At 47.4% G+C, this 19,945-nt stretch carries 18 protein-coding genes, 14 tRNA genes and 4 rRNA genes; 34 read left to right on the top strand and 2 right to left on the bottom strand.

The annotated features are described in order from the left end of the window. Window positions 1–337 precede the first annotated feature (337 nt). From MKY63_RS13500 to MKY63_RS13585, 18 genes are all read left to right on the top strand, one after another. Window positions 338–1,895: ribosomal RNA gene (locus MKY63_RS13500) — 16S ribosomal RNA — on the top strand. Window positions 1,896–2,018: 123 nt separating this feature from the next. Continuing rightward, window positions 2,019–2,135 (top strand): 5S ribosomal RNA (rrf, locus tag MKY63_RS13505). Window positions 2,136–2,181: 46 nt separating this feature from the next. Next, window positions 2,182–2,258 (top strand) — tRNA-Ile (locus tag MKY63_RS13510). 24 nt (window positions 2,259–2,282) lie between these two features. Beyond that, window positions 2,283–2,358: transfer RNA gene (locus MKY63_RS13515), tRNA-Ala, on the top strand. Window positions 2,359–2,497: 139 nt separating this feature from the next. After that, window positions 2,498–5,424: ribosomal RNA gene (locus MKY63_RS13520) — 23S ribosomal RNA — on the top strand. Window positions 5,425–5,497: 73 nt separating this feature from the next. Beyond that, window positions 5,498–5,614: ribosomal RNA gene (rrf, locus tag MKY63_RS13525) — 5S ribosomal RNA — on the top strand. The 16S, 23S and 5S rRNA genes sit together here with 14 tRNA genes alongside, the layout of an rRNA operon. Before the next feature lie 6 nt (window positions 5,615–5,620). Beyond that, window positions 5,621–5,696, top strand: a tRNA-Asn gene (locus MKY63_RS13530). Between the two features lies 1 nt (window position 5,697). Continuing rightward, window positions 5,698–5,773: transfer RNA gene (locus MKY63_RS13535), tRNA-Thr, on the top strand. Window positions 5,774–5,784: 11 nt separating this feature from the next. Beyond that, a tRNA-Glu gene (locus tag MKY63_RS13540) sits at window positions 5,785–5,859 on the top strand. Window positions 5,860–5,899: 40 nt separating this feature from the next. Beyond that, a tRNA-Val gene (locus MKY63_RS13545) sits at window positions 5,900–5,975 on the top strand. 43 nt (window positions 5,976–6,018) lie between these two features. After that, a tRNA-Gln gene (locus MKY63_RS13550) sits at window positions 6,019–6,093 on the top strand. Between the two features lie 5 nt (window positions 6,094–6,098). Next, window positions 6,099–6,171, top strand: a tRNA-Lys gene (locus MKY63_RS13555). A gap of 16 nt (window positions 6,172–6,187) precedes the next feature. Then, window positions 6,188–6,271, top strand: a tRNA-Leu gene (locus tag MKY63_RS13560). A 6-nt stretch (window positions 6,272–6,277) separates the two neighbouring features. Next, a tRNA-Gly gene (locus MKY63_RS13565) sits at window positions 6,278–6,352 on the top strand. Between the two features lie 7 nt (window positions 6,353–6,359). Beyond that, window positions 6,360–6,436: transfer RNA gene (locus MKY63_RS13570), tRNA-Arg, on the top strand. Between the two features lie 32 nt (window positions 6,437–6,468). After that, window positions 6,469–6,542, top strand: a tRNA-Pro gene (locus MKY63_RS13575). Between the two features lie 11 nt (window positions 6,543–6,553). After that, window positions 6,554–6,627: transfer RNA gene (locus MKY63_RS13580), tRNA-Gly, on the top strand. Window positions 6,628–6,641: 14 nt separating this feature from the next. Then, window positions 6,642–6,715: transfer RNA gene (locus MKY63_RS13585), tRNA-Pro, on the top strand. Between the two features lie 100 nt (window positions 6,716–6,815). Here MKY63_RS13585 and MKY63_RS13590 read toward each other — a convergent pair. Both MKY63_RS13590 and MKY63_RS13595 read right to left on the bottom strand, forming a co-directional pair. Beyond that, window positions 6,816–7,229, bottom strand: coding sequence for an ImmA/IrrE family metallo-endopeptidase (locus tag MKY63_RS13590; protein WP_036681396.1), 414 nt, complete (start codon window positions 7,227–7,229; stop codon window positions 6,816–6,818). Window positions 7,230–7,257: 28 nt separating this feature from the next. Further along, window positions 7,258–7,689, bottom strand: a complete 432-nt coding sequence (locus MKY63_RS13595; protein ID WP_036681238.1) for a transcriptional regulator — start codon at window positions 7,687–7,689, stop codon at window positions 7,258–7,260. A gap of 285 nt (window positions 7,690–7,974) precedes the next feature. Here MKY63_RS13595 and MKY63_RS13600 point away from each other — a divergent pair, with 285 nt between their 5' ends. From MKY63_RS13600 to MKY63_RS13675, 16 genes are all read left to right on the top strand, one after another. Next, window positions 7,975–8,475: an ArpU family phage packaging/lysis transcriptional regulator gene (locus MKY63_RS13600; protein ID WP_094902361.1), complete on the top strand. Its 501-nt coding sequence runs from the start codon at window positions 7,975–7,977 to the stop codon at window positions 8,473–8,475. 531 nt (window positions 8,476–9,006) lie between these two features. Beyond that, window positions 9,007–9,420, top strand: coding sequence for a DUF6838 family protein (locus MKY63_RS13605; protein ID WP_076141912.1), 414 nt, complete (start codon window positions 9,007–9,009; stop codon window positions 9,418–9,420). After that, on the top strand, window positions 9,417–9,596 hold the full coding sequence (locus MKY63_RS13610; protein ID WP_036681241.1) for a hypothetical protein: 180 nt from the start codon (window positions 9,417–9,419) through the stop codon (window positions 9,594–9,596). The genes MKY63_RS13605 and MKY63_RS13610 overlap by 4 nt, the downstream gene beginning before the upstream one ends. Beyond that, window positions 9,596–10,918: a phage tail sheath family protein gene (locus tag MKY63_RS13615; protein ID WP_076141913.1), complete on the top strand. Its 1,323-nt coding sequence runs from the start codon at window positions 9,596–9,598 to the stop codon at window positions 10,916–10,918. Before MKY63_RS13610 ends, MKY63_RS13615 begins: the two co-directional genes overlap by 1 nt. A 1-nt stretch (window position 10,919) precedes the next feature. Then, entirely contained in the window at window positions 10,920–11,390 is a 471-nt protein-coding gene (locus MKY63_RS13620) for a phage tail tube protein (protein ID WP_036681245.1), read from the top strand. Between the two features lie 125 nt (window positions 11,391–11,515). Beyond that, the gene (locus tag MKY63_RS13625; RefSeq protein WP_076129761.1) at window positions 11,516–11,938 is read left to right on the top strand and encodes a phage portal protein; all 423 of its coding nucleotides are present in this window, start codon (window positions 11,516–11,518) and stop codon (window positions 11,936–11,938) included. 194 nt (window positions 11,939–12,132) lie between these two features. After that, a complete protein-coding gene (locus MKY63_RS13630; protein WP_076147397.1) occupies window positions 12,133–14,037 on the top strand; it encodes a hypothetical protein in 1,905 nt (634 codons plus the stop codon). A 1-nt stretch (window position 14,038) separates the two neighbouring features. Further along, window positions 14,039–14,791, top strand: a complete 753-nt coding sequence (locus MKY63_RS13635) for a LysM peptidoglycan-binding domain-containing protein (protein WP_076147399.1) — start codon at window positions 14,039–14,041, stop codon at window positions 14,789–14,791. Between the two features lie 9 nt (window positions 14,792–14,800). Next, window positions 14,801–15,763 carry a hypothetical protein gene (locus MKY63_RS13640; protein WP_036681255.1) on the top strand — a complete coding sequence of 321 codons (963 nt, stop codon included), beginning with the start codon at window positions 14,801–14,803 and terminating at the stop codon, window positions 15,761–15,763. Between the two features lie 5 nt (window positions 15,764–15,768). Beyond that, on the top strand, window positions 15,769–16,065 hold the full coding sequence (locus MKY63_RS13645) for a DUF2577 domain-containing protein (protein ID WP_076147429.1): 297 nt from the start codon (window positions 15,769–15,771) through the stop codon (window positions 16,063–16,065). Beyond that, on the top strand, window positions 16,062–16,493 hold the full coding sequence (locus MKY63_RS13650; protein ID WP_076147401.1) for a DUF2634 domain-containing protein: 432 nt from the start codon (window positions 16,062–16,064) through the stop codon (window positions 16,491–16,493). The genes MKY63_RS13645 and MKY63_RS13650 overlap by 4 nt, the downstream gene beginning before the upstream one ends. Further along, window positions 16,486–17,544 (top strand): baseplate J/gp47 family protein, encoded by a 1,059-nt coding sequence (locus MKY63_RS13655; RefSeq protein ID WP_076147403.1) that lies wholly within the window; start codon window positions 16,486–16,488, stop codon window positions 17,542–17,544. Before MKY63_RS13650 ends, MKY63_RS13655 begins: the two co-directional genes overlap by 8 nt. Before the next feature lies 1 nt (window position 17,545). After that, complete coding sequence (locus MKY63_RS13660; protein ID WP_036681259.1) at window positions 17,546–17,959, top strand: hypothetical protein; 414 nt, start codon at window positions 17,546–17,548, stop codon at window positions 17,957–17,959. 1 nt (window position 17,960) lies between these two features. Beyond that, window positions 17,961–18,983, top strand: coding sequence for a DUF2793 domain-containing protein (locus tag MKY63_RS13665; protein ID WP_076147406.1), 1,023 nt, complete (start codon window positions 17,961–17,963; stop codon window positions 18,981–18,983). A gap of 11 nt (window positions 18,984–18,994) precedes the next feature. Beyond that, window positions 18,995–19,330, top strand: coding sequence for a hypothetical protein (locus tag MKY63_RS13670; protein WP_076147409.1), 336 nt, complete (start codon window positions 18,995–18,997; stop codon window positions 19,328–19,330). A 3-nt stretch (window positions 19,331–19,333) separates the two neighbouring features. Further along, complete coding sequence (locus MKY63_RS13675; RefSeq protein ID WP_076105556.1) at window positions 19,334–19,945, top strand: putative phage tail protein; 612 nt, start codon at window positions 19,334–19,336, stop codon at window positions 19,943–19,945.

The raw sequence follows: 19,945 nt of genomic DNA on the forward strand, positions 1-19,945 counted from the left end.
TTTATAAAGTTTTCAGATTATTTAATAAAATAGCTTGACTAAAAAGGAGTGCTCATGATAAATTATATCTCGCGCTCCTTTTGCTTGTGTAAAAGGGAAGCGGAAGGCAAGAAAAATTGAAAAAAAAGATTTTTCAAAAAAAAGACTTGCCAAACAGCTTAACACTGTGATATATTATAAAGGTCGCCGCTGATAAACAACGACGACGAAATGAGAGACATTGATCTTTGAAAACTGAACAACGAGTGAGTAGGGAATCACGCAAGTGAGGTCCGAAATTAGAGAATTAATTTTCTCGTCAGATGTTTCAAAATGAGCATATCGCTCTTTTCAATACTAATTGGAGAGTTTGATCCTGGCTCAGGACGAACGCTGGCGGCGTGCCTAATACATGCAAGTCGAGCGGAGTTACTTTGAAAGCTTGCTTTCAAAGTAACTTAGCGGCGGACGGGTGAGTAACACGTAGGCAACCTGCCCTTCAGACTGGGATAACTACCGGAAACGGTAGCTAATACCGGATAATTTCTTTTTTCTCCTGAGAGAAGAATGAAAGACGGAGCAATCTGTCACTGAGGGATGGGCCTGCGGCGCATTAGCTAGTTGGTGGGGTAACGGCCCACCAAGGCGACGATGCGTAGCCGACCTGAGAGGGTGAACGGCCACACTGGGACTGAGACACGGCCCAGACTCCTACGGGAGGCAGCAGTAGGGAATCTTCCGCAATGGGCGAAAGCCTGACGGAGCAACGCCGCGTGAGTGATGAAGGTTTTCGGATCGTAAAGCTCTGTTGCCAGGGAAGAACGTCCGGTAGAGTAACTGCTACCGGAGTGACGGTACCTGAGAAGAAAGCCCCGGCTAACTACGTGCCAGCAGCCGCGGTAATACGTAGGGGGCAAGCGTTGTCCGGAATTATTGGGCGTAAAGCGCGCGCAGGCGGCTATTTAAGTCTGGTGTTTAAACCTTGGGCTCAACCTGAGGTCGCACTGGAAACTGGGTGGCTTGAGTACAGAAGAGGAAAGTGGAATTCCACGTGTAGCGGTGAAATGCGTAGATATGTGGAGGAACACCAGTGGCGAAGGCGACTTTCTGGGCTGTAACTGACGCTGAGGCGCGAAAGCGTGGGGAGCAAACAGGATTAGATACCCTGGTAGTCCACGCCGTAAACGATGAGTGCTAGGTGTTAGGGGTTTCGATACCCTTGGTGCCGAAGTTAACACAGTAAGCACTCCGCCTGGGGAGTACGGTCGCAAGACTGAAACTCAAAGGAATTGACGGGGACCCGCACAAGCAGTGGAGTATGTGGTTTAATTCGAAGCAACGCGAAGAACCTTACCAGGTCTTGACATCCCTCTGAATCTGCTAGAGATAGCAGCGGCCTTCGGGACAGAGGAGACAGGTGGTGCATGGTTGTCGTCAGCTCGTGTCGTGAGATGTTGGGTTAAGTCCCGCAACGAGCGCAACCCTTAACTTTAGTTGCCAGCAGGTAATGCTGGGCACTCTAGAGTGACTGCCGGTGACAAACCGGAGGAAGGTGGGGATGACGTCAAATCATCATGCCCCTTATGACCTGGGCTACACACGTACTACAATGGCCGGTACAACGGGAAGCGAAGCCGCGAGGTGGAGCCAATCCCATCAAAGCCGGTCTCAGTTCGGATTGCAGGCTGCAACTCGCCTGCATGAAGTCGGAATTGCTAGTAATCGCGGATCAGCATGCCGCGGTGAATACGTTCCCGGGTCTTGTACACACCGCCCGTCACACCACGAGAGTTTACAACACCCGAAGTCGGTGGGGTAACCCGCAAGGGAGCCAGCCGCCGAAGGTGGGGTAGATGATTGGGGTGAAGTCGTAACAAGGTAGCCGTATCGGAAGGTGCGGCTGGATCACCTCCTTTCTATGGAGAATCGTTCTCTGCAATGAGGACATTCAAATCGGAAGCTAGCTTCCACAATAGGACCTTCGGGTTCGAACACTCACTCGTGTTCAGTTTTGAAAGAGCAAGTCTCTTTCGCATGCGTTTGGTGGCGATAGCGGAGGGGTTCCACACGTACCCATCCCGAACACGACCGTTAAGCCCTCCAGCGCCGATGGTACTTGGACCGAAGGGTCCTGGGAGAGTAGGACGTTGCCAAGCGGACAACCAATTCATTGGTTGATTCACAATGTTATATATGTTATATGGGCTTTTAGCTCAGTTGGTTAGAGCGCACCTCTGATAAGGGTGAGGTCGGTGGTTCGAGTCCACCAAGGCCCACCATATAACATTATAGAGTAATTTTATGGGGCCATAGCTCAGCTGGGAGAGCGCCTGCCTTGCAAGCAGGAGGTCAGCGGTTCGATCCCGCTTGGCTCCACCATAAATTTTTAAATGAATAACTTTTTTAACTTGATCCTTGAAAACTGGATACCGAAACGAATTTGCGTTTTAGAACATCTTTTAGCAACTTGTGCAAACAAGTAAATGTTATTAGTGAGATTTTTCTTCGGAAGAATCAAGGTTAAGCTAATAAGAGCACACGGAGGATGCCTAGGCGCCAGGAGCCGACGAAGGACGTGGCGAACAACGAAACTGCCTCGGGGAGCTGTAAGCAAGCTTTGATCCGGGGGTGTCCGAATGGGGAAACCCAGCTGTGGTAATTCGCAGTTACTCATACCTGAATACATAGGGTGTGTAGAGGCAGACCAGGGGAACTGAAACATCTAAGTACCCTGAGGAAGAGAAAACAATAGTGATTCCGTCAGTAGCGGCGAGCGAACGCGGAACAGCCTAAACCTAAGAGCTTGCTCTTAGGGGTTGTGGGACGTCTCACATGGAGTTACAAAGGAATATGGTAGGTGAAGAGGTCTGGAAAGGCCCGCGATAGAGGTAAAAGCCCTGTAACCTAAACTGTATTCTCTCCGAGACGGATCCCGAGTAGTGCGGGGCACGTGAAACCCCGTATGAATCCAGCAGGACCATCTGCTAAGGCTAAATACTACCTGGCGACCGATAGTGAAACAGTACCGTGAGGGAAAGGTGAAAAGCACCCCGGAAGGGGAGTGAAATAGAACCTGAAACCGTGTGCTTACAAAAAGTCAGAGCCCGATCTATGGGTGATGGCGTGCCTTTTGTAGAATGAACCGGCGAGTTACGTTTAACATGCAAGGTTAAGCCGAGAAGGTGGAGCCGCAGCGAAAGCGAGTCTGAATAGGGCGATTGAGTATGTGGACGTAGACCCGAAACCGTGTGATCTACCCCTGTCCAGGGTGAAGGTGCGGTAACACGCACTGGAGGCCCGAACCCACGTACGTTGAAAAGTGCGGGGATGAGGTGGGGGTAGCGGAGAAATTCCAATCGAACTCGGAGATAGCTGGTTCTCCCCGAAATAGCTTTAGGGCTAGCCTCGGTATAAGAGTAGTGGAGGTAGAGCACTGATTGGGTGCGGGGTCCGCAAGGATTACCAAGCTCAGTCAAACTCCGAATGCCATATACTTATTGCCGGGAGTCAGACAGTGAGTGCTAAGATCCATTGTCAAAAGGGAAACAGCCCAGACCATCAGCTAAGGTCCCCAAGTGTGTGTTAAGTGGGAAAGGATGTGGAGTTGCACAGACAACCAGGATGTTGGCTTAGAAGCAGCCACCATTGAAAGAGTGCGTAATAGCTCACTGGTCGAGTGACTCTGCGCCGAAAATGTAACGGGGCTAAACACACCACCGAAGCTATGGCTAGATACGTATGTATCTGGGGTAGGGGAGCGTTGTGTAGGGGTTGAAGGTGTACTGAAAAGAGCGCTGGACACTACACAAGTGAGAATGCCGGTATGAGTAACGAAAAGATCAGTGAGAATCTGATCCGCCGAAAGCCCAAGGTTTCCTGAGGAAGGCTCGTCCGCTCAGGGTAAGTCGGGACCTAAGGCGAGGCCGAAAGGCGTAGTCGAAGGACAACAGTTTGAAATTACTGTACCACCGTAATCCGCTATGAGCGATGGGGTGACGCAGGAGGGTAGTGACGCGGACTGATGGATGTCCGTCTAAGCAGTGAGGCTGATGTGTAGGCAAATCCGCACATCGTTAAGGCTGGGCTGTGATGGGGAGCGAAAATTGTAGTAGCGAAGGTCATGATCTCACACTGCCAAGAAAAGCCTCTAGCCAGGAGAAGGTGCCCGTACCGCAAACCGACACAGGTAGGCGAGAAGAGAATTCTAAGGCGCGCGGAAGAACTCTCGTTAAGGAACTCGGCAAAATGACCCCGTAACTTCGGGAGAAGGGGTGCCCCGGTAGTGTGAATAGCACGAGGGGGCCGCAGTGAAAAGGCCCAAGCGACTGTTTAGCAAAAACACAGGTCTGTGCGAAGCCGCAAGGCGAAGTATACGGGCTGACGCCTGCCCGGTGCTGGAAGGTTAAGGGGAGTGGTTAGGGGTAACCCGAAGCTATGAACCGAAGCCCCAGTAAACGGCGGCCGTAACTATAACGGTCCTAAGGTAGCGAAATTCCTTGTCAGGTAAATTCTGACCCGCACGAATGGCGTAACGACTTGGGCGCTGTCTCAACGAGAGATCCGGTGAAATTTTAATACCTGTGAAGATGCAGGTTACCCGCGACAAGACGGAAAGACCCCATGGAGCTTTACTGCAGCTTGATATTGAATTTGGGTACGATCTGTACAGGATAGGTGGGAGCCGTAGAAATCGGAGCGCAAGCTTCGGTGGAGGCGCCGTTGGGATACCACCCTGATCGTATCTAGGTTCTAACCTAGTACCCTTACCGGGTACGGGGACCGTGTCAGGCGGGCAGTTTGACTGGGGCGGTCGCCTCCTAAAGAGTAACGGAGGCGTTCCAAGGTTCCCTCAGAATGGTTGGAAATCATTCGCAGAGTGCAAAGGCATAAGGGAGCTTGACTGCGAGACCTACAAGTCGAGCAGGGACGAAAGTCGGACTTAGTGATCCGGTGGTACCGCATGGAAGGGCCATCGCTCAACGGATAAAAGCTACCCTGGGGATAACAGGCTTATCTCCCCCAAGAGTCCACATCGACGGGGAGGTTTGGCACCTCGATGTCGGCTCATCGCATCCTGGGGCTGAAGTAGGTCCCAAGGGTTGGGCTGTTCGCCCATTAAAGCGGTACGCGAGCTGGGTTCAGAACGTCGTGAGACAGTTCGGTCCCTATCTGTCGTGGGCGCAGGAAATTTGAGAGGAGCTGTCCTTAGTACGAGAGGACCGGGATGGACGTACCGCTGGTGCACCAGTTGTTCCGCCAGGAGCATGGCTGGGTAGCTACGTACGGACGGGATAAGCGCTGAAAGCATCTAAGCGTGAAGCCCCCCTCAAGATGAGATTTCCCAATTAGTAAGACCCCTTGAAGACGACGAGGTAGATAGGTTGGAGGTGGAAGTGCAGCAATGCATGGAGCTGACCAATACTAATCGGTCGAGGGCTTATCCTATACTTAGAATGCAAATTCGTTTCGGATTCAGTTTTCAGGCATCAAGCCTGAGCATTTACGCTGTAAATGCCCGTTTGGTGGCGATAGCGGAGGGGTTCCACGCGTACCCATCCCGAACACGACCGTTAAGCCCTCCAGCGCCGATGGTACTTGGACCGAAGGGTCCTGGGAGAGTAGGACGTTGCCAAGCGGATATTCCCTGATAGCTCAGTTGGTAGAGCACTCGACTGTTAATCGAGTTGTCACAGGTTCGAGTCCTGTTCGGGGAGCCATGCTCTCATAGCTCAGCAGGTAGAGTGCTTCCATGGTAAGGAAGAGGTCACCGGTTCGAATCCGGTTGAGAGCTCCACAGATTTGCAAGGCCCGTTGGTCAAGGGGTTAAGACACCTCCCTTTCACGGAGGTAACATGGGTTCGAATCCCATACGGGTCACCAACTTTTACTTGTACTTACCCTTAGAGGGTCCCATAGATATGGAGGCTTAGCTCAGCTGGGAGAGCATCTGCCTTACAAGCAGAGGGTCGGGGGTTCGATCCCCTCAGCCTCCACCATAATCTTCCTAAGAGATTATGGGCAACATAGAGGTACCATCAATGGGGATTAGCCAAGCGGTAAGGCAACGGACTTTGACTCCGTCACTCATAGGTTCGAATCCTATATCCCCAGCCAAGTGCGAGCCATTAGCTCAGTTGGTAGAGCACCTGACTTTTAATCAGGGTGTCGAAGGTTCGAGTCCTTCATGGCTCACTTTTATTATTATCATGCGCGTGTGGCGGAATGGCAGACGCACCAGACTTAGGATCTGGCGTTTCACGACGTGGGGGTTCAAGTCCCTTCACGCGCACCACTTATTGCGGACGTGGCTCAGCGGTAGAGCATCGCCTTGCCAAGGCGAGGGTCGCGGGTTCGATTCCCGTCGTCCGCTCCATAATTTTGCGCCCTTAGCTCAGCTGGATAGAGCGTTTGACTACGAATCAAAAGGCCGGGAGTTCGAATCTCTCAGGGCGCGCCATTTTTATTATTAAGCAATTATAGTATTTATAACGGGATGTAGCTCAGCTTGGTAGAGCACCTGGTTTGGGACCAGGGGGTCGCATGTTCAAATCGTGTCATCCCGATTTTCACCTTTGCGGGTGTAGTTCAATGGTAGAACTTCAGCCTTCCAAGCTGATAGCGTGGGTTCGATTCCCATCACCCGCTCCATAATTTTATAGTAACGGGATGTAGCTCAGCTTGGTAGAGCACCTGGTTTGGGACCAGGGGGTCGCATGTTCAAATCGTGTCATCCCGATACTCAGCTTAATCGCTGCTCAAAAGCTCTTACTTCGGTAAGGGCTTTTTTGTTATGTATTGAATAAACATATAAATACAGCCTAAGAACGTATGTTCTATTATTCCTCCAAAAAAAATCGGACTTCCGGTGGAATTCCAATCCGTAGATAATAGTTTCTCCATGATTCCTCTTGTTCGGGGCTTCTGCCCGAAGAAAGTAATTTTACAGCAAAGACATTAGCTTGACGTTCAAGCTTCCCAGGAGAGAAATAGGAGCTTTCCTCCAGAAAAAAGCGATTGATCCCCTTGTGAAGCCGATCATGCCCTAATTCATGCGCACAAACGAAGCGCTGCCATTCTACAGGCAACTCATTATGAATGACGATAAACCTTCTTCTTAGTTTTCGATAATATAATCCCTTTGTGCCAGTCCCCAGGTTCATGAAACGAATTTGAATGCCTAATGCTGCGGCAAGCTCGAACGGGCAGTTGGTTTTATATTTTTTAATCAGACTATTGATCAGTTCATCCATGTTCTTCACCTGCAGCATGTTAGTATAGTTATTTAGTGTCTTTGGATTTTTTTCTCTTATTCATCTGTTTGGCTTCCCAGAACAATCCGGTTAGTACATCTTTTATCCTCTGTTTATCTTCTTTGTCTAATGGAATCCCATCAAACATCAGCTCTCCATCATCCTCTAGCATTTTTCGAAAGTCTCGTTTATCTTTGCTTGTAGCCCAATCTGGGATAGCCTCATCGCTTGAAAGAGTCTGGTCCTGCAAATACCCTGCCTGATCCATTAGCTCCTCGTAGGGGACGCCAGTGGCCTCAGCAATTTTGCGTAACGTGGTTGGTTTAGGAACCCCTCTTAATCCATTCTCAATCCGGGAAATTTGCGAACCGCTAATTCCGGCTGCTGCTGCTAATTGATTAATGGTGAGTCCCTTTGTTTCCCGAAGATGCTTCATATAATCCCCGAATTCCTGTTTCATCTCAACTCACTCCTTATTGGCTGTAACCTTATGATAATAATATAAGCCATTTTTGCCAATAGGTAAACAACAAAGCGTATATTATTGCCAAAAGGCAAGATAATGGAGGGATATACGCTCTTTTTCGATAAAAACAGCCTAAAACGGGGTTTTACGAGATTGGTAAAGAAGTGGTATATTATAGAAAAATACGAACAGAATACGAACAAGATTTATTTTATCACATTGGGCTGGAAAATTCCGCAAATTTAATCTCATTCAGTTAAACCCAAAAGGAGTGCATAAATGATGAACATATCAACTTTACCAGAGTTGGACCGTCGCCGAACCCAGGTCGCTATAGAGAGCATGTTGGAGAAATACCGTATTTTTAAGACCGTTACATTTGAAGCGAAGGAAGCAAGCACAACTTATTCATACACAGAAAGATTTCATGGTCCTACTAACACTGTAACTGATCAGACTGCTGCGATAGCTTCTTATAATGTGGACATCCCTGCCGCAAGGAGAGCTTATTGTTCCGCAATAGACTCTGTGGTAGAGAGACTCGATACGAGAGAACAGCAGCTGGTACGGGAAAGGTATATGAGAAGAGACGAGATGTACGATTATACGATTTACAATCATGTGTTTGATCCACCGGTAAGTAAGGACACTTACGTGAAGATACGCTCGAAGGCTTTTTACAAGATGGCATTAGCGTTAACGGATCTCGGTTTACTATCTCTGCAAACTTTAGTAACAACAGCGCCTAGGGTAAAGAAAGAGAAAATGAGTATTACTTAATAGAAATAGAATAGTGTGATTAGTAAAGAAGACTGTATCGTCCGAGCGGATGATGCGGTCTTTTTTTGAATTATAAGAAAGTATAAGTTTCAGGATGTACTTTATCCTTATAATCCCGCACAAAAACTTGCCGTCCATAAAAGGAGGGACGAAGGCTCTTAAGCTTGTCTTCAATTATGTTCCTCCGAAAAACCGCTCTATACCATCCAAAAGCTAGCCAAAACCTCGTCCGTTTACCCTCTCCGCAAGGAAAATATGGGGGTATGATTATAACATGGCAAATGAAGCAAAAGAACACCGCAAGAGCATGAATGCTCTGCTAATAGTTCCGCCCTAAGGGTGATGAGAACAAACCTAGCGGTGAAAGATTCTTCTCGCATTTGCCTAATGAAGAAGGGATATTATCCAACCTCGGATAGTATCCTTTTTTCTTAAATCTAGTTGAGGGGGTGTCTGCTTAATGTTCATGCAGTTGAAGGTTAACACCATCAAGGATCGACGAACGGTCGCAGATCAGAAAGGAATGGAGTGATGTCGGTACAACAATTGCGAGAACACATTACAAGTACACTTGAATGGTATTTTCCTGATGTGCCTGTATATGTAGAAGGAGAAAAACCTCAAACAGCCTATTTTCATCCCGGACTGATCTCAGCAACACTGGATCGGCAGCGGGAGGGCAGGTATTTAGCGGTCTACCGTTTTGGCATCCGTTATGAGCAAGGCAATTTGCTGGAAGCTGAGAGAATGGCAGATAAGCTAAGTGAGGCGATGGCAGGAATGGAGCAGGATGGTGGAGCTTTTCGTGTAGTTAGGCAAGCGTGGGAAGCTGGAACTGAAGGGCATGGGCCGCTGTTTACAGTTGACTATATGTTGTATTTGCAAAACGACAAGCCTGACAGCATTAAGATGGGACAAATGATTGGAGGAGAACGATTGAAATGAGTACTAAAGGGAGTAACGGGAATGGGTTCAGTAAGGAACAGATTGTGAATTCCTCACTTTTTACGCCGAGGGAAAAGGATATATTGAACGTTATTTTGCAGGATGGCAAGAACTATACGCTCGAAGAAGCAAAGCAATCTATGGGATTGTTCAAAAATAAGGAGGTAATGAACTAATGGCAGGCGGAACATGGACAACGCAAAATAAGGTGCGCCCTGGGGTGTACGTAAATGTAGCATCAAATCAAGGTGCCATCGGCAAAATGGGAGAACGCGGGATTACGGCATTGGCGCTTGCCCTATCTTGGGGAGAACCGGGAGTAATCATGAAGATTACCCCGCAGGATGATGTGAATAAGCTGCTAGGAGTTGATTTGGAACATCCAACTCTATTGCCAGTGCGTGAAGCGCTGAAACGGGCGGGAACCTTGCTGCTCTATCGATTGAATGAAGGCGTTAAAGCGGCAGTCACAAATAACGGTCTTCAGGTAACAGCTAAATATGGCGGTGTACGCGGAAATGATCTTTCGATTGTGATTGAGAAAAATATAGAGAATGTTGCTCTTTTTGATGTAAAGACGTTGCTTAATGGAACAGAACTGAACAAGCAAACAGTTGGAACGGCTGAGGAGTTGGTCGCGAACGATTATGTTCAATTCCAGAAAAATGGTGCAGAAGGCTTGAAGCTAATTGCAGGCATGCCGCTTACAGGGGGGGCTAACGGAACCGTGACGAATGGAGCACATAGTGACTTCCTGTCTGCTCTTGAGGTGCAAGAATTCCAAACCGTGGGTCTAGTATCGCAGGATAGTGCTCTCAAGGCACTCTACAGTTCTTTTGTGAGACGGCTTCGGGATACAGAAGGGAAAAAGGTACAGGCTGTACTATCCGATTATGCGGCTGCAGGTCATGAAGGTGTGATTAGCGTGAATAATGGGGTAGTACTGAGCGACGGAACTACGATTGATAACGTCAATGTCGTTGCTTGGGTAGCTGGTGCTACAGCAGCAGCTGCTGTTAATGAATCGCTGACTTATCAGGGTTATGATGATTCGGTGGATGCTGATGTAAGACTTAGCCATTCTGAGACTACAGCTGCGTTGCTAAAAGGAGAGCTTATCTTTACTTACAGTGGCGGACGGGCTGTGGTGGAACAGGATATTAATACATTTACCGCATTTTCACCGGACAAAGGCAAAGCATTCTCCAAAAATCGTGTACTTCGCGTGCTGGATGGAATTGCAAATGATATGAAGCGTATTTTTGAGAACTACTATATCGGTAAGGTCGCGAATAATGAAGATGGCCGTGCTCTTTTCTGGTCACAGTGTGCGACTTATATGAATGATTTGCAGGATATGGGTGCGATTGAGGGCTTTAACGCGCAGACAGATGTTGTAGTTGTGGCTGGTGCAGATAGTGACAGTATCGTGCTGGATGTGGCTGTGAAACCGGTAGATTCCGTAGAAAAAGTATATATGAAAGTGAAGGTGGTTTAAGATGGCATTTTTAAAAGCTAGTGATACGATTTCCGGCCAGGAGGGCCGTGCTTATGCTGTGATTGGTACGCAAACTGAAGAGATGTTCTATGTGAAAACTCTTGAAGCTACAGTAGAAAAAACAAAAGCAGAAGTGAAAACACTGGGCCGCCGGGGTGTTCAGCATAAAGCGACTGGATGGTCGGGCAGCGGTTCGATGACGATTTTTTATATGACTAGTCGTTTCCGCCAGATGATGCTCGATTATATGAATACGGGTGTTGATCAGTACTTCGATATTGAGGTTACGAACGAGGATCCATCGTCCAGCGTGGGGGCACAACGGATTATTCTAAAAGGGGTGAACCTCGATAGTGTCATCATGGCCTCACTCGATACAGAGTCAGACGCTCTGGAAGAAGAAGTTAGCTTTACCTTTGAAGATGTGCAGATTGTGCAAGCTTTTGGTGCTCCGGCAGGTTCCGGGCTTTAATTAAGACAACTAGATAGATTGGAGCAAGCAAGACCCGAACGTAGAATGAGCGGCGGGTCTCTTCTCTGTCTATTGGCACTAGTAGCAGGAGAAGTATCTAAATAAATAATTCTAGGAGGAAGACAATGAGCGAATTAAGTTTGTTTTTTGCCCAAAATGTAGCATGTGACACGACCGAGGAGTTTGTAGTATCCCAGCGTTTTAAGGATAAGGAAGGAAATGCGGTAGCTTGGAAACTGCGCAGTATGACTGAGGATGAGAATCAGGAATGCCGCAAGGCCGCAACCCGCAAAGTCAAAGGTAAAAACGGAGTGTATACCTCCGAAATTGAGCCTAACGATTATATGGCGAAGCTGATGACCTCAAGTGTAGTGCATCCGGATCTAAAAAATGCTGAATTGCAGCGTTCTTATGGCGTACTTGGCGCTGAGACACTGCTGCGTAAAATGCTGCTTCCGGGTGAATTCGCGGCGTTAGGTGAGCGGGTGCAGGCCTTAAATGGTTTTGGCACGGACATGAACGAGCTGGTGGATGAAGTAAAAAACTAATCAACGAGGGCGATAGTGAAGCCAATTTTGCTTATTACGCCCTCCATGAGCTGCACATTTTACCCCATGAGCTGATGAAGCTGTCTTCCCGCGAACGCGCCGCAATATATGCGATGATTGCTGTTCGTGTGGAGAAGGAGAAGCGGGATCAGGCACGGAGTAAGGCGAGGAAGAGATAGTTAGGGGGTGAGAGAATGAAGATAGACGCATCTAAAGCCGTAATGCTACCGATGAAATCTCTGGGAATTTGGAAGAGTGTTAATAAACAATGTGTTCGTGTGAACAGCAATCTGGATATCGTTAATCGCTTGGTCAAGGGAGTGCAGGTAGTTGTTAAGCGGTCAAGCGATGAGATGAGCCGTTCTCTGAATCTAGTGAACCAATCTTTGCAGGATATCAATGATACGCTGCTTGAAGGATTTAAGAGACTTCCTCCTAAGGTCATAGTTTCCAGAGATATAGTTATCGAGCAAAGCCAACAAGCGGGACAATCACAACAGTTAGCGCTTCGAACATTGAATAACTCCCCAAGTGTGCAAAAAGGTAAGGCTGAAGAAGAAGAGGCGAAAAAGGTAGAGTGGTGGAAAGGGCTAAAAGCGAAGGAGAAAAAGAAAGAAGTGGAGAAAAAGCCTGAGGTTAAGGCTGATCCGATCCCCAAGCCCAAAATTAATCTGAAAAAGGAACCTCCGGTTCCACCATCCCCACCAACTCCTGACTCGAGAATTATGAAGTTTCTCAAGACAGTTGATGTGGTAAAGCCATTTAATGCCGTGAAGTCTTTTGGGGAGAAAGCTGTAAAAGCTGCGGCACAACCAGGAGATATCGCCGACTGGAATAAGCTGAATGACAATACAGATGCTGCACTTGGGAAAATCGGTGAGAAAGCAATGGGAGCCTTGAGGCCAGTGATGGATACTTTGAACGAGGCGCTGACTTCAGGCCAATTGATGCCGATTATAGATGCAATGGCTAATGGGTTTCTCTTCATAGCTAATATAATTGGAATGGTAGTTGATGGCTTATTATGGTTGGTGGGAGTAGTGCAGGAGAACTGGTCTTGGATTAAACCGATCCTTGAAGCGATAGCCATTGTCTATCTAGCAGCTATGATTGTGCAGGTGTATTCCCTTGCAGCAGCATGGATGGTAGCGAACTGGCCTATTTTAGTAGTTATTGCTGTTATTGCAGCTCTTATTTTGATTTTTCAGTTGTTAGGTATTTCTGCAGGGGATGTTGTTGGAGCTATAGCAGGGGCATTTGGCTGGTTAGGGGTCCATATACAGAATATTATAATATATTTGCAAAATATATTTATAAGTTTTAAGGATTTTCTTCAGAACTTGTTTATAGATCCTGTTTATGCCATTAAGAAGCTCATTTACGACTTAGCAGTTAACTTCTTGGATCTTATGTATCAGATGGCAATTGGTGCTGAAAACTTTGCAGGCGGATTTATGAAGGTAGTAGCACAAGCTATTAATAAAATGTTACCAAGTGTTAAGAAACTACTGGATTTGTTGAGCAAAATACCAGGATTAGAAGGATTAGCTAATATAAAAATAGATTATTTAAATCCTGAAGAACCCCATGCTGTGAGCGGAATGATTAAAAATTTGAAGGGCCAATTGGTTGCCCCAACCAGTGATAAGGCTGTGAAAAACTCTGAGAAGAAAGAATTTTTAGAATATGCGGATACAGTTAATGCTTACGCCCAAAAGGGGAAGGATTTCGCTGGAAAATTTAGTGATTTAGGGAGGAAGGCAAAAGAGGTTACGGAAAAAGCTAAAGGGGAAACAGGTGGATCAACAAGCTCACAAACAGGAATTTTAGCTAACCAAAGTAATAATCTGAACACCGTCAACCGTGTGAACGAGCTCGGCTCCATCAACGACACCGTAGACATCTCCAGTGATGATCTGAAAATGCTCCGCGAGCTGGCCGAGATTCAGGCGATCCAGAATTTTGTGGAGCTTACGCCGACGGTGCAGGTGACGACCGGAAATATTAACAATGCCGGAGACATTGATACGATTATCAACAAGATCGGGCAAAAGCTGAACGAGGAGTTTGTCTCTACGGCGCAGGGGGTGTATACGTAACGTGGAAGAGTACGGGATTTTTTTGGGTTTTAATAATCAGGAGGATGCAATCCGGCTGCCAGTCAATCCAGAGACCTTGGAAATCAAGGAGAGTGGAGATGGAAAAAGCTATACCATTATCGATCTGGGTGAGATCAATACGATTGCTTATCCGAAGCTTACGGAGATCACGATTGAAAGTATTTTTCCGGCACAAAGGTATCCGTTCGTATTGGTGCAGGAGGACGGGCTGAAGAGACCTTTTGAATATGTGGAGCTTATTAAGAAATGGATGACGAGTCGTCGGCCCATTCGGTTTGTGTTCTCCGGTGTGAGGTATCCCGATGATACGAAAAAGGATAAAAAGAAGTTAAACAAACCACAGAAATGGCTAGAGGAATCTTCAATTAGTGAGGATGCATCTTTAGAAATTGATTTTGCTGTGAATATGGCTATGAGCATTGAAGGTTTCACTTGGAAGCTTAGTGCGGGTACGTCAGGGGATATTGAATATTCGTTATCTCTCAAAAAATACGTATTCTATCAGGCAGTAGCTGTGAAGGTTGTTAAAGGTGAAGTGAAGGCGGAGCAGAAGCGGGCCAATGAAAAGGCAAAGCCTACTACCTATACCTTAAAAGCTGGAGACAGTCTATGGAGCATCGCTCAAAAAAACCTAGGAGATGGCTCGAAGTACAAAGCCATTCAGAAGCTTAATGGCATTCCGGATAGTGAGCTGAAAAAGCTGCCCATCGGTAAAGTCATCAAGCTGCCGTAGGAGGATGTTATGGAACTGCTAGTGAAGAATAAGGAAGGGAATCTATGGGATATTTCTGGCATCGTCTCAGATATTTCTTGGAAAACTGCACGGTCAGGTAAACCGTCAACGCTAGAGTTAACGCTTGTGGACAACGGAATTTATCAGCTCCCCAAGTTCGGGATCAGCAACGGTGATATTATTCAGTTCAGTAAAGATAATGTAGATGTATTTTACGGATTTGTGTTCAGCATTGATACGGGTTCGGATCAGGAGATTAAGCTGACTGCCTATGATCAGATTCGTTATTTGCTAGGCAATGGTAGTTATGTTTTGCAGGATGTTACGGCTAGTGATGTGATCAAGAAAATAACAACGGACTACGGATTAAAGACAGGTGTGCTGGAGGAGACAGAGTACCGGATTCCTTCTTTAATTGAAGATGACAAAAAGCTGTTGGACATCATTATGGGAGCCATCGGCAGTGAGCTTCAGTTTAAGGGGCGGCTGATGGCTTTTTACGATGATTTTGGGAAGCTGACGCTGCGTAAACCGGATTCTATGCTGCTTAACCTGGTGCTGGGAGCGGGGCATTATCTGTACGATTATTCGCTCAAAAAAAGTATTGATGACGATACGTACAACACGATTTTTCTGTACAAGGACAACGAGGCATCGGGCAAACGCGATTTCTATCCGGTCAGTGACAAGGACAATGTGAAACGCTGGGGTATCCTGCACTTGTATCAAAAGGCTGATGACAAAGCGAATGCTGCACAAATTCAGGAGAAGGCAAACAATCTGCTGAAAATGCACAATCGTGAAAAGCTTAGTCTCTCCATACAGGCGATTGGTGATATGCGTGTAAGAGCAGGCAATTTCATTTATGTCCTATTAGATGAATTCGAGACTCAATTGTTTCTGGTGGACCAATGCAGCCATAAGATTTCTGGAGGGGAGCATACAATGTCCCTCGATATTAAGGTGGTGTAGAAATGATGTTAGATATTATTAAAAAAGCAAGTCTAGGAGCCGTGGGAAGTACAAATCCCGTGGCTTTTTCTTATGGAACGGTAACGGTGGCAGCTCCTTTGCAGATTCAGGTGGATCAGCGGTTTGTTTTATCGGGGAATGCGTTAGTGCTGCCTGAATCGGTAATGGAAAGCAAGATCTACATCGAGGGCAAAGAAGTAATACTTCGGCGAGGATTAGCGAGTGGGGACCGCGTATTAATGGTTCGAATGCAGGGCGGACAAAGCTACATTGTCCTGGATCGGCTGGTGAGTCCGATATGATCCCGGCGATTGGAAAAGCTGGACCGATAACGGCCCTGCTTGAGGGGGAGGTCAACCTTGAGCGTGGGGAAAGTCCTAGTCTTACGTACCGAATGGATTGGGAGAGAAAAAGGATTACAGGCCAAACGGATGGACTAGAAGCTGTTCAACAGGCGGTGGCTAAAATATTGCGAACCGATCGGTTTGAACATCTGATTTACAGTTCGGATTACGGAACAGAGTGGCGGTTGGTGCTTGGCAAGGATCGGCTGCTGGTTAGAGCTGAAATCAGACGTATCGTTAGTGAGGCACTACTTCAGGATGAACGAATCCTTAGCTTAGAGAATATTGTTGTTTCGTTTACCGGAGATAATCTAACTTTTGACTGCAAGGTCGTCACACGTTACGGAAATTTTCAGCTGAGAAAGGAGTGGAATGAGGATGTATGAGGATCAGACGTATGAGGCTCTTTTGGAGCGGATGCTGGACCGGATTCCATCAGGATTGGATAAACGCGAGGGCAGCATCATTTATGACGCGTTGGCTCCAGCAGCCGCTGAGTTGGCACAGATGTATATTGAGCTGGATGTGAATAATAATCTGTATTTTGCAGATACGGCTACCGGAGAGTACTTGGAGCGAAGCATCTCCTGGTCAGGCATTGTAAGGCGTGAAGCCAGCAAGGCACAGCTGAAAGGGATTTTTTATAAGGCGGATGGAGGATTGTTGGATGTTCCACTCGGCAGCCGCTTCTCACTCGAAATGCTGAATTATACGGCTGTGGAGAAGTTATCTCCTGGAGTGTATCGCTTGGAAAGTGAAACCGCTGGAGAAGAAGGAAATCGATATTTTGGCTCTTTACTGCCAGTGAATTATATCTCAGACCTAGCGCGCGGAGAAATAGCTTCTCTTCTGATCCCTGGGGAGGACATTGAAACGGATGATGCGCTACGCCAGCGTTATTTGGATTCAGCCAGACGCCCAGCTACTAGCGGAAATAAATATCACTATATGGAGTGGGCACTGCAAGTTCCGGGTGTGGGAGGCGCACGTGTTTTTCCATTATGGAATGGTCCTAAAACTGTGAAGGTGATTATTGTGGACGCCGAAAAAAAACCTGCATCCGAGCTGTTGGCGGCTCAGGTGCAGCAATACATTGATCCGGTCTCAGGAGCGGGTGAGGGACAAGCACCGGTAGGGGCTGTTGTGACCGTGGCGCCGGCTGCGGGCAAAAACATCAGTATAAGCGCCAAGGTAACCCTTGCTTCTGGCTATGCACTGCAAGCTGTAAACCAAGGCTTTCAAGTGATGCTTGAGAAATATCGCAAGGAGAAGGCTTTTTCAGCAACCTATATCAGTCAGTCTGTCATCGGGGCATTATTGCTTGCTACTGAAGGAGTTGCGGATTACACAGAGCTGAAGTTGAACAGTGGAGCGGGCAATGTGATGTTGAACGAAGAAGAAGTACCGTTGTTCGGTAACGTTCTACTGGAGGTGTAGCATGGGTTATCCAGAGCAAATTGATATTTTTCAAGAAAAACTTAATAAAAAAGCAAACGGTAGCAGCTACGTTATCGAAGAGAGATTACCGCTTGTAAATGGCGTTTACAGTGGTCTTCTAGCGCATGACAATATTAATAATCAGACCATTGCGGTGTACACAGGGTCACAGTATTCCGGGATCGAGCTACGCAATTTCACTGTGTCTTTTCCGGATGAGGCGCCCTGGCGGCGGTTGATTAAGATTTTTGCCGATGTGCCTGAGGTATATGTGACTTACGAAACCCCCGGCGATACGGTTGAAGCAGAGGATATTAACGGTTTGCAGGTGAGTCTTACCGCTGTCCAAACTGAAATAGAGCGTTATAAGAACAAGGGCCAGATTGACGGAGGATCATTTAGAAGAGAGGTGTAAAATGGCACAGACCATACAAATAAAGCGGGGTACAAAGGCTGAGCTAACGAGTTATGGCGTGTTGAAGGCGGGTGAGCTTGGTTTTTGCAGTGATACTAAGGAAGTTTATATTGGTGACGGCACGTCCAATTCCATGGTCGGCAGGGCGCTGTCCGGGCCAGAAGCTTCGCGTCCGGTTGCAGGATCCGTTGGTCGTTTGTATTACGTGACTACGGGTTCGAATAGCGGATATTTATATTTTGATGATGGGGCAGCATGGCGGCGGGTGAATGCGCAGAAGCTTACCGATCTGACAGGTACAATTGATGATATCGCTGATGGAGCAACCTATGCGAAGGTGCTTAAAGCGGATATTAGTGCGGGACATATCAATAAAGTATCGGATGGGACAAATGTAAAGACTGCCGCTGAGATCAAGACTCACATTGATGATGTGGCCAAGCACCGGACGATCAATGATGCGGGGACTACGATTACAGACTTGTGGTCTGCGCAAAAGATTAAAAATGAAATTGAGCTGGCTAAGCATAACATCGAACCGCAAGCATCGGTAAAAGACCAGAACCTGCTGGCTCCACCTGCCAGTCCGGTTGAGGGGGATCGTTATATTATTCCAGCAGGGGCAACCGGGGCATGGGCGGGCAAAACGAATCAAATTGTTGAATACCAATCTGCCGCTTGGGTATTTTATGTTCCTGCCGTCGGTTGGACCGCTTACGTTGATGACGAGCAGAAGATTTACAGCTGGAACGGCAGCGCATGGGTACGTACCGGTGGTGCACTACAGACCATTACAGCCGGGAACGGGCTGATTGGTGGGGGTCAGGCCGATACTGTGACGCTGAACATTGGTGCGGGAAATGGGATCACGGTCACTGCAGACGCGATTGCGGTTACCGCTGGAAAAGGAATCACCGTGGATGCAGCCGGTGTAGCTGTAAGTGTGGATGGAAGCAGTATCGTTTATGATGCTGCGAATGGCAATAAACTTACCGTGGCCAGTATTGATGGCGGAACATTCTAGGGGGCGGGACAATGGCTCTAAAAACATTGATTCAAATACGCCGCGGCTTGGAAAGCGCCATTGGAGCGCTGGCTATTGGTGAGCTTGGGTATTGTACAGACAGTGGCAAGCTGTACATTGGTTCTGCCGCTGGCAATGTCTTACTGGTAGCCGCGCAGAGTACCGGGGATATGCTGAAAAGCATTTACGATACGAATAACAATGGCAAGGTGGATTTTGCGCAACAAGCGGATAGTGTAGCTTGGGCGGGGGTAGCAGGTAAACCAGTGGTATTTCCTCCGGCGGTGCATACACATGATTATTTGCCCAAAGGCCCCCTAACCTGGAATCAACTGAAGGGGGTGTAGAGGATGAGTTACGGCAGCTCTTTATACAGCGAATTGTTATATTCCGCAGATAAAGATTCGAGCCATCCGGGTGAAGTCGAGGCGCCTGATCTAATGCAGTATTTACCGGATTATTATAAGGATGTCCGCGAAATGGAGAAGCTTCAGGAGACCATCGGGCTAGAAATTGGTGGACTGAAGGTAGGTACTATAGATGTACTGGATCAGGCGTTTATTGAAACGGCTACAGTGAGCCTTGGGCGCTGGGAATCCGAACTTGGACTCAGCAGCGATCCATCCAAGTCTTATGCCACTCGTCGAGAGATGATTAAGGCAAAGCTGCGTGGAAATGGAACGACCACACCGGAAATGATTCAGCGGACGGCGTCAGCTTTTTCAGGTGGAGTGGTTGAAGTAAAGGAAGTGCCTGAAGAGTACCGTTTTGAGATTCATTTTGTGAGTACACTGGGGATTCCTCCGAATATGGCAGGGTTGATTCAAATCATTGAAGAGATTAAACCTGCGCATTTAGCTTATGAATTTGTGTTCAGCTATACCTGGTGGGACTCTGTTAAAGCCTTGACTTGGGAGAGTGCTCACAGTAAAACATGGAACGAATTAAGAACTTATAGATAG

It is taken from the genome of Paenibacillus sp. FSL R7-0189 (assembly GCF_037969925.1).
GTDB lineage: Bacteria > Bacillota > Bacilli > Paenibacillales > Paenibacillaceae > Paenibacillus_AQ > Paenibacillus_AQ odorifer.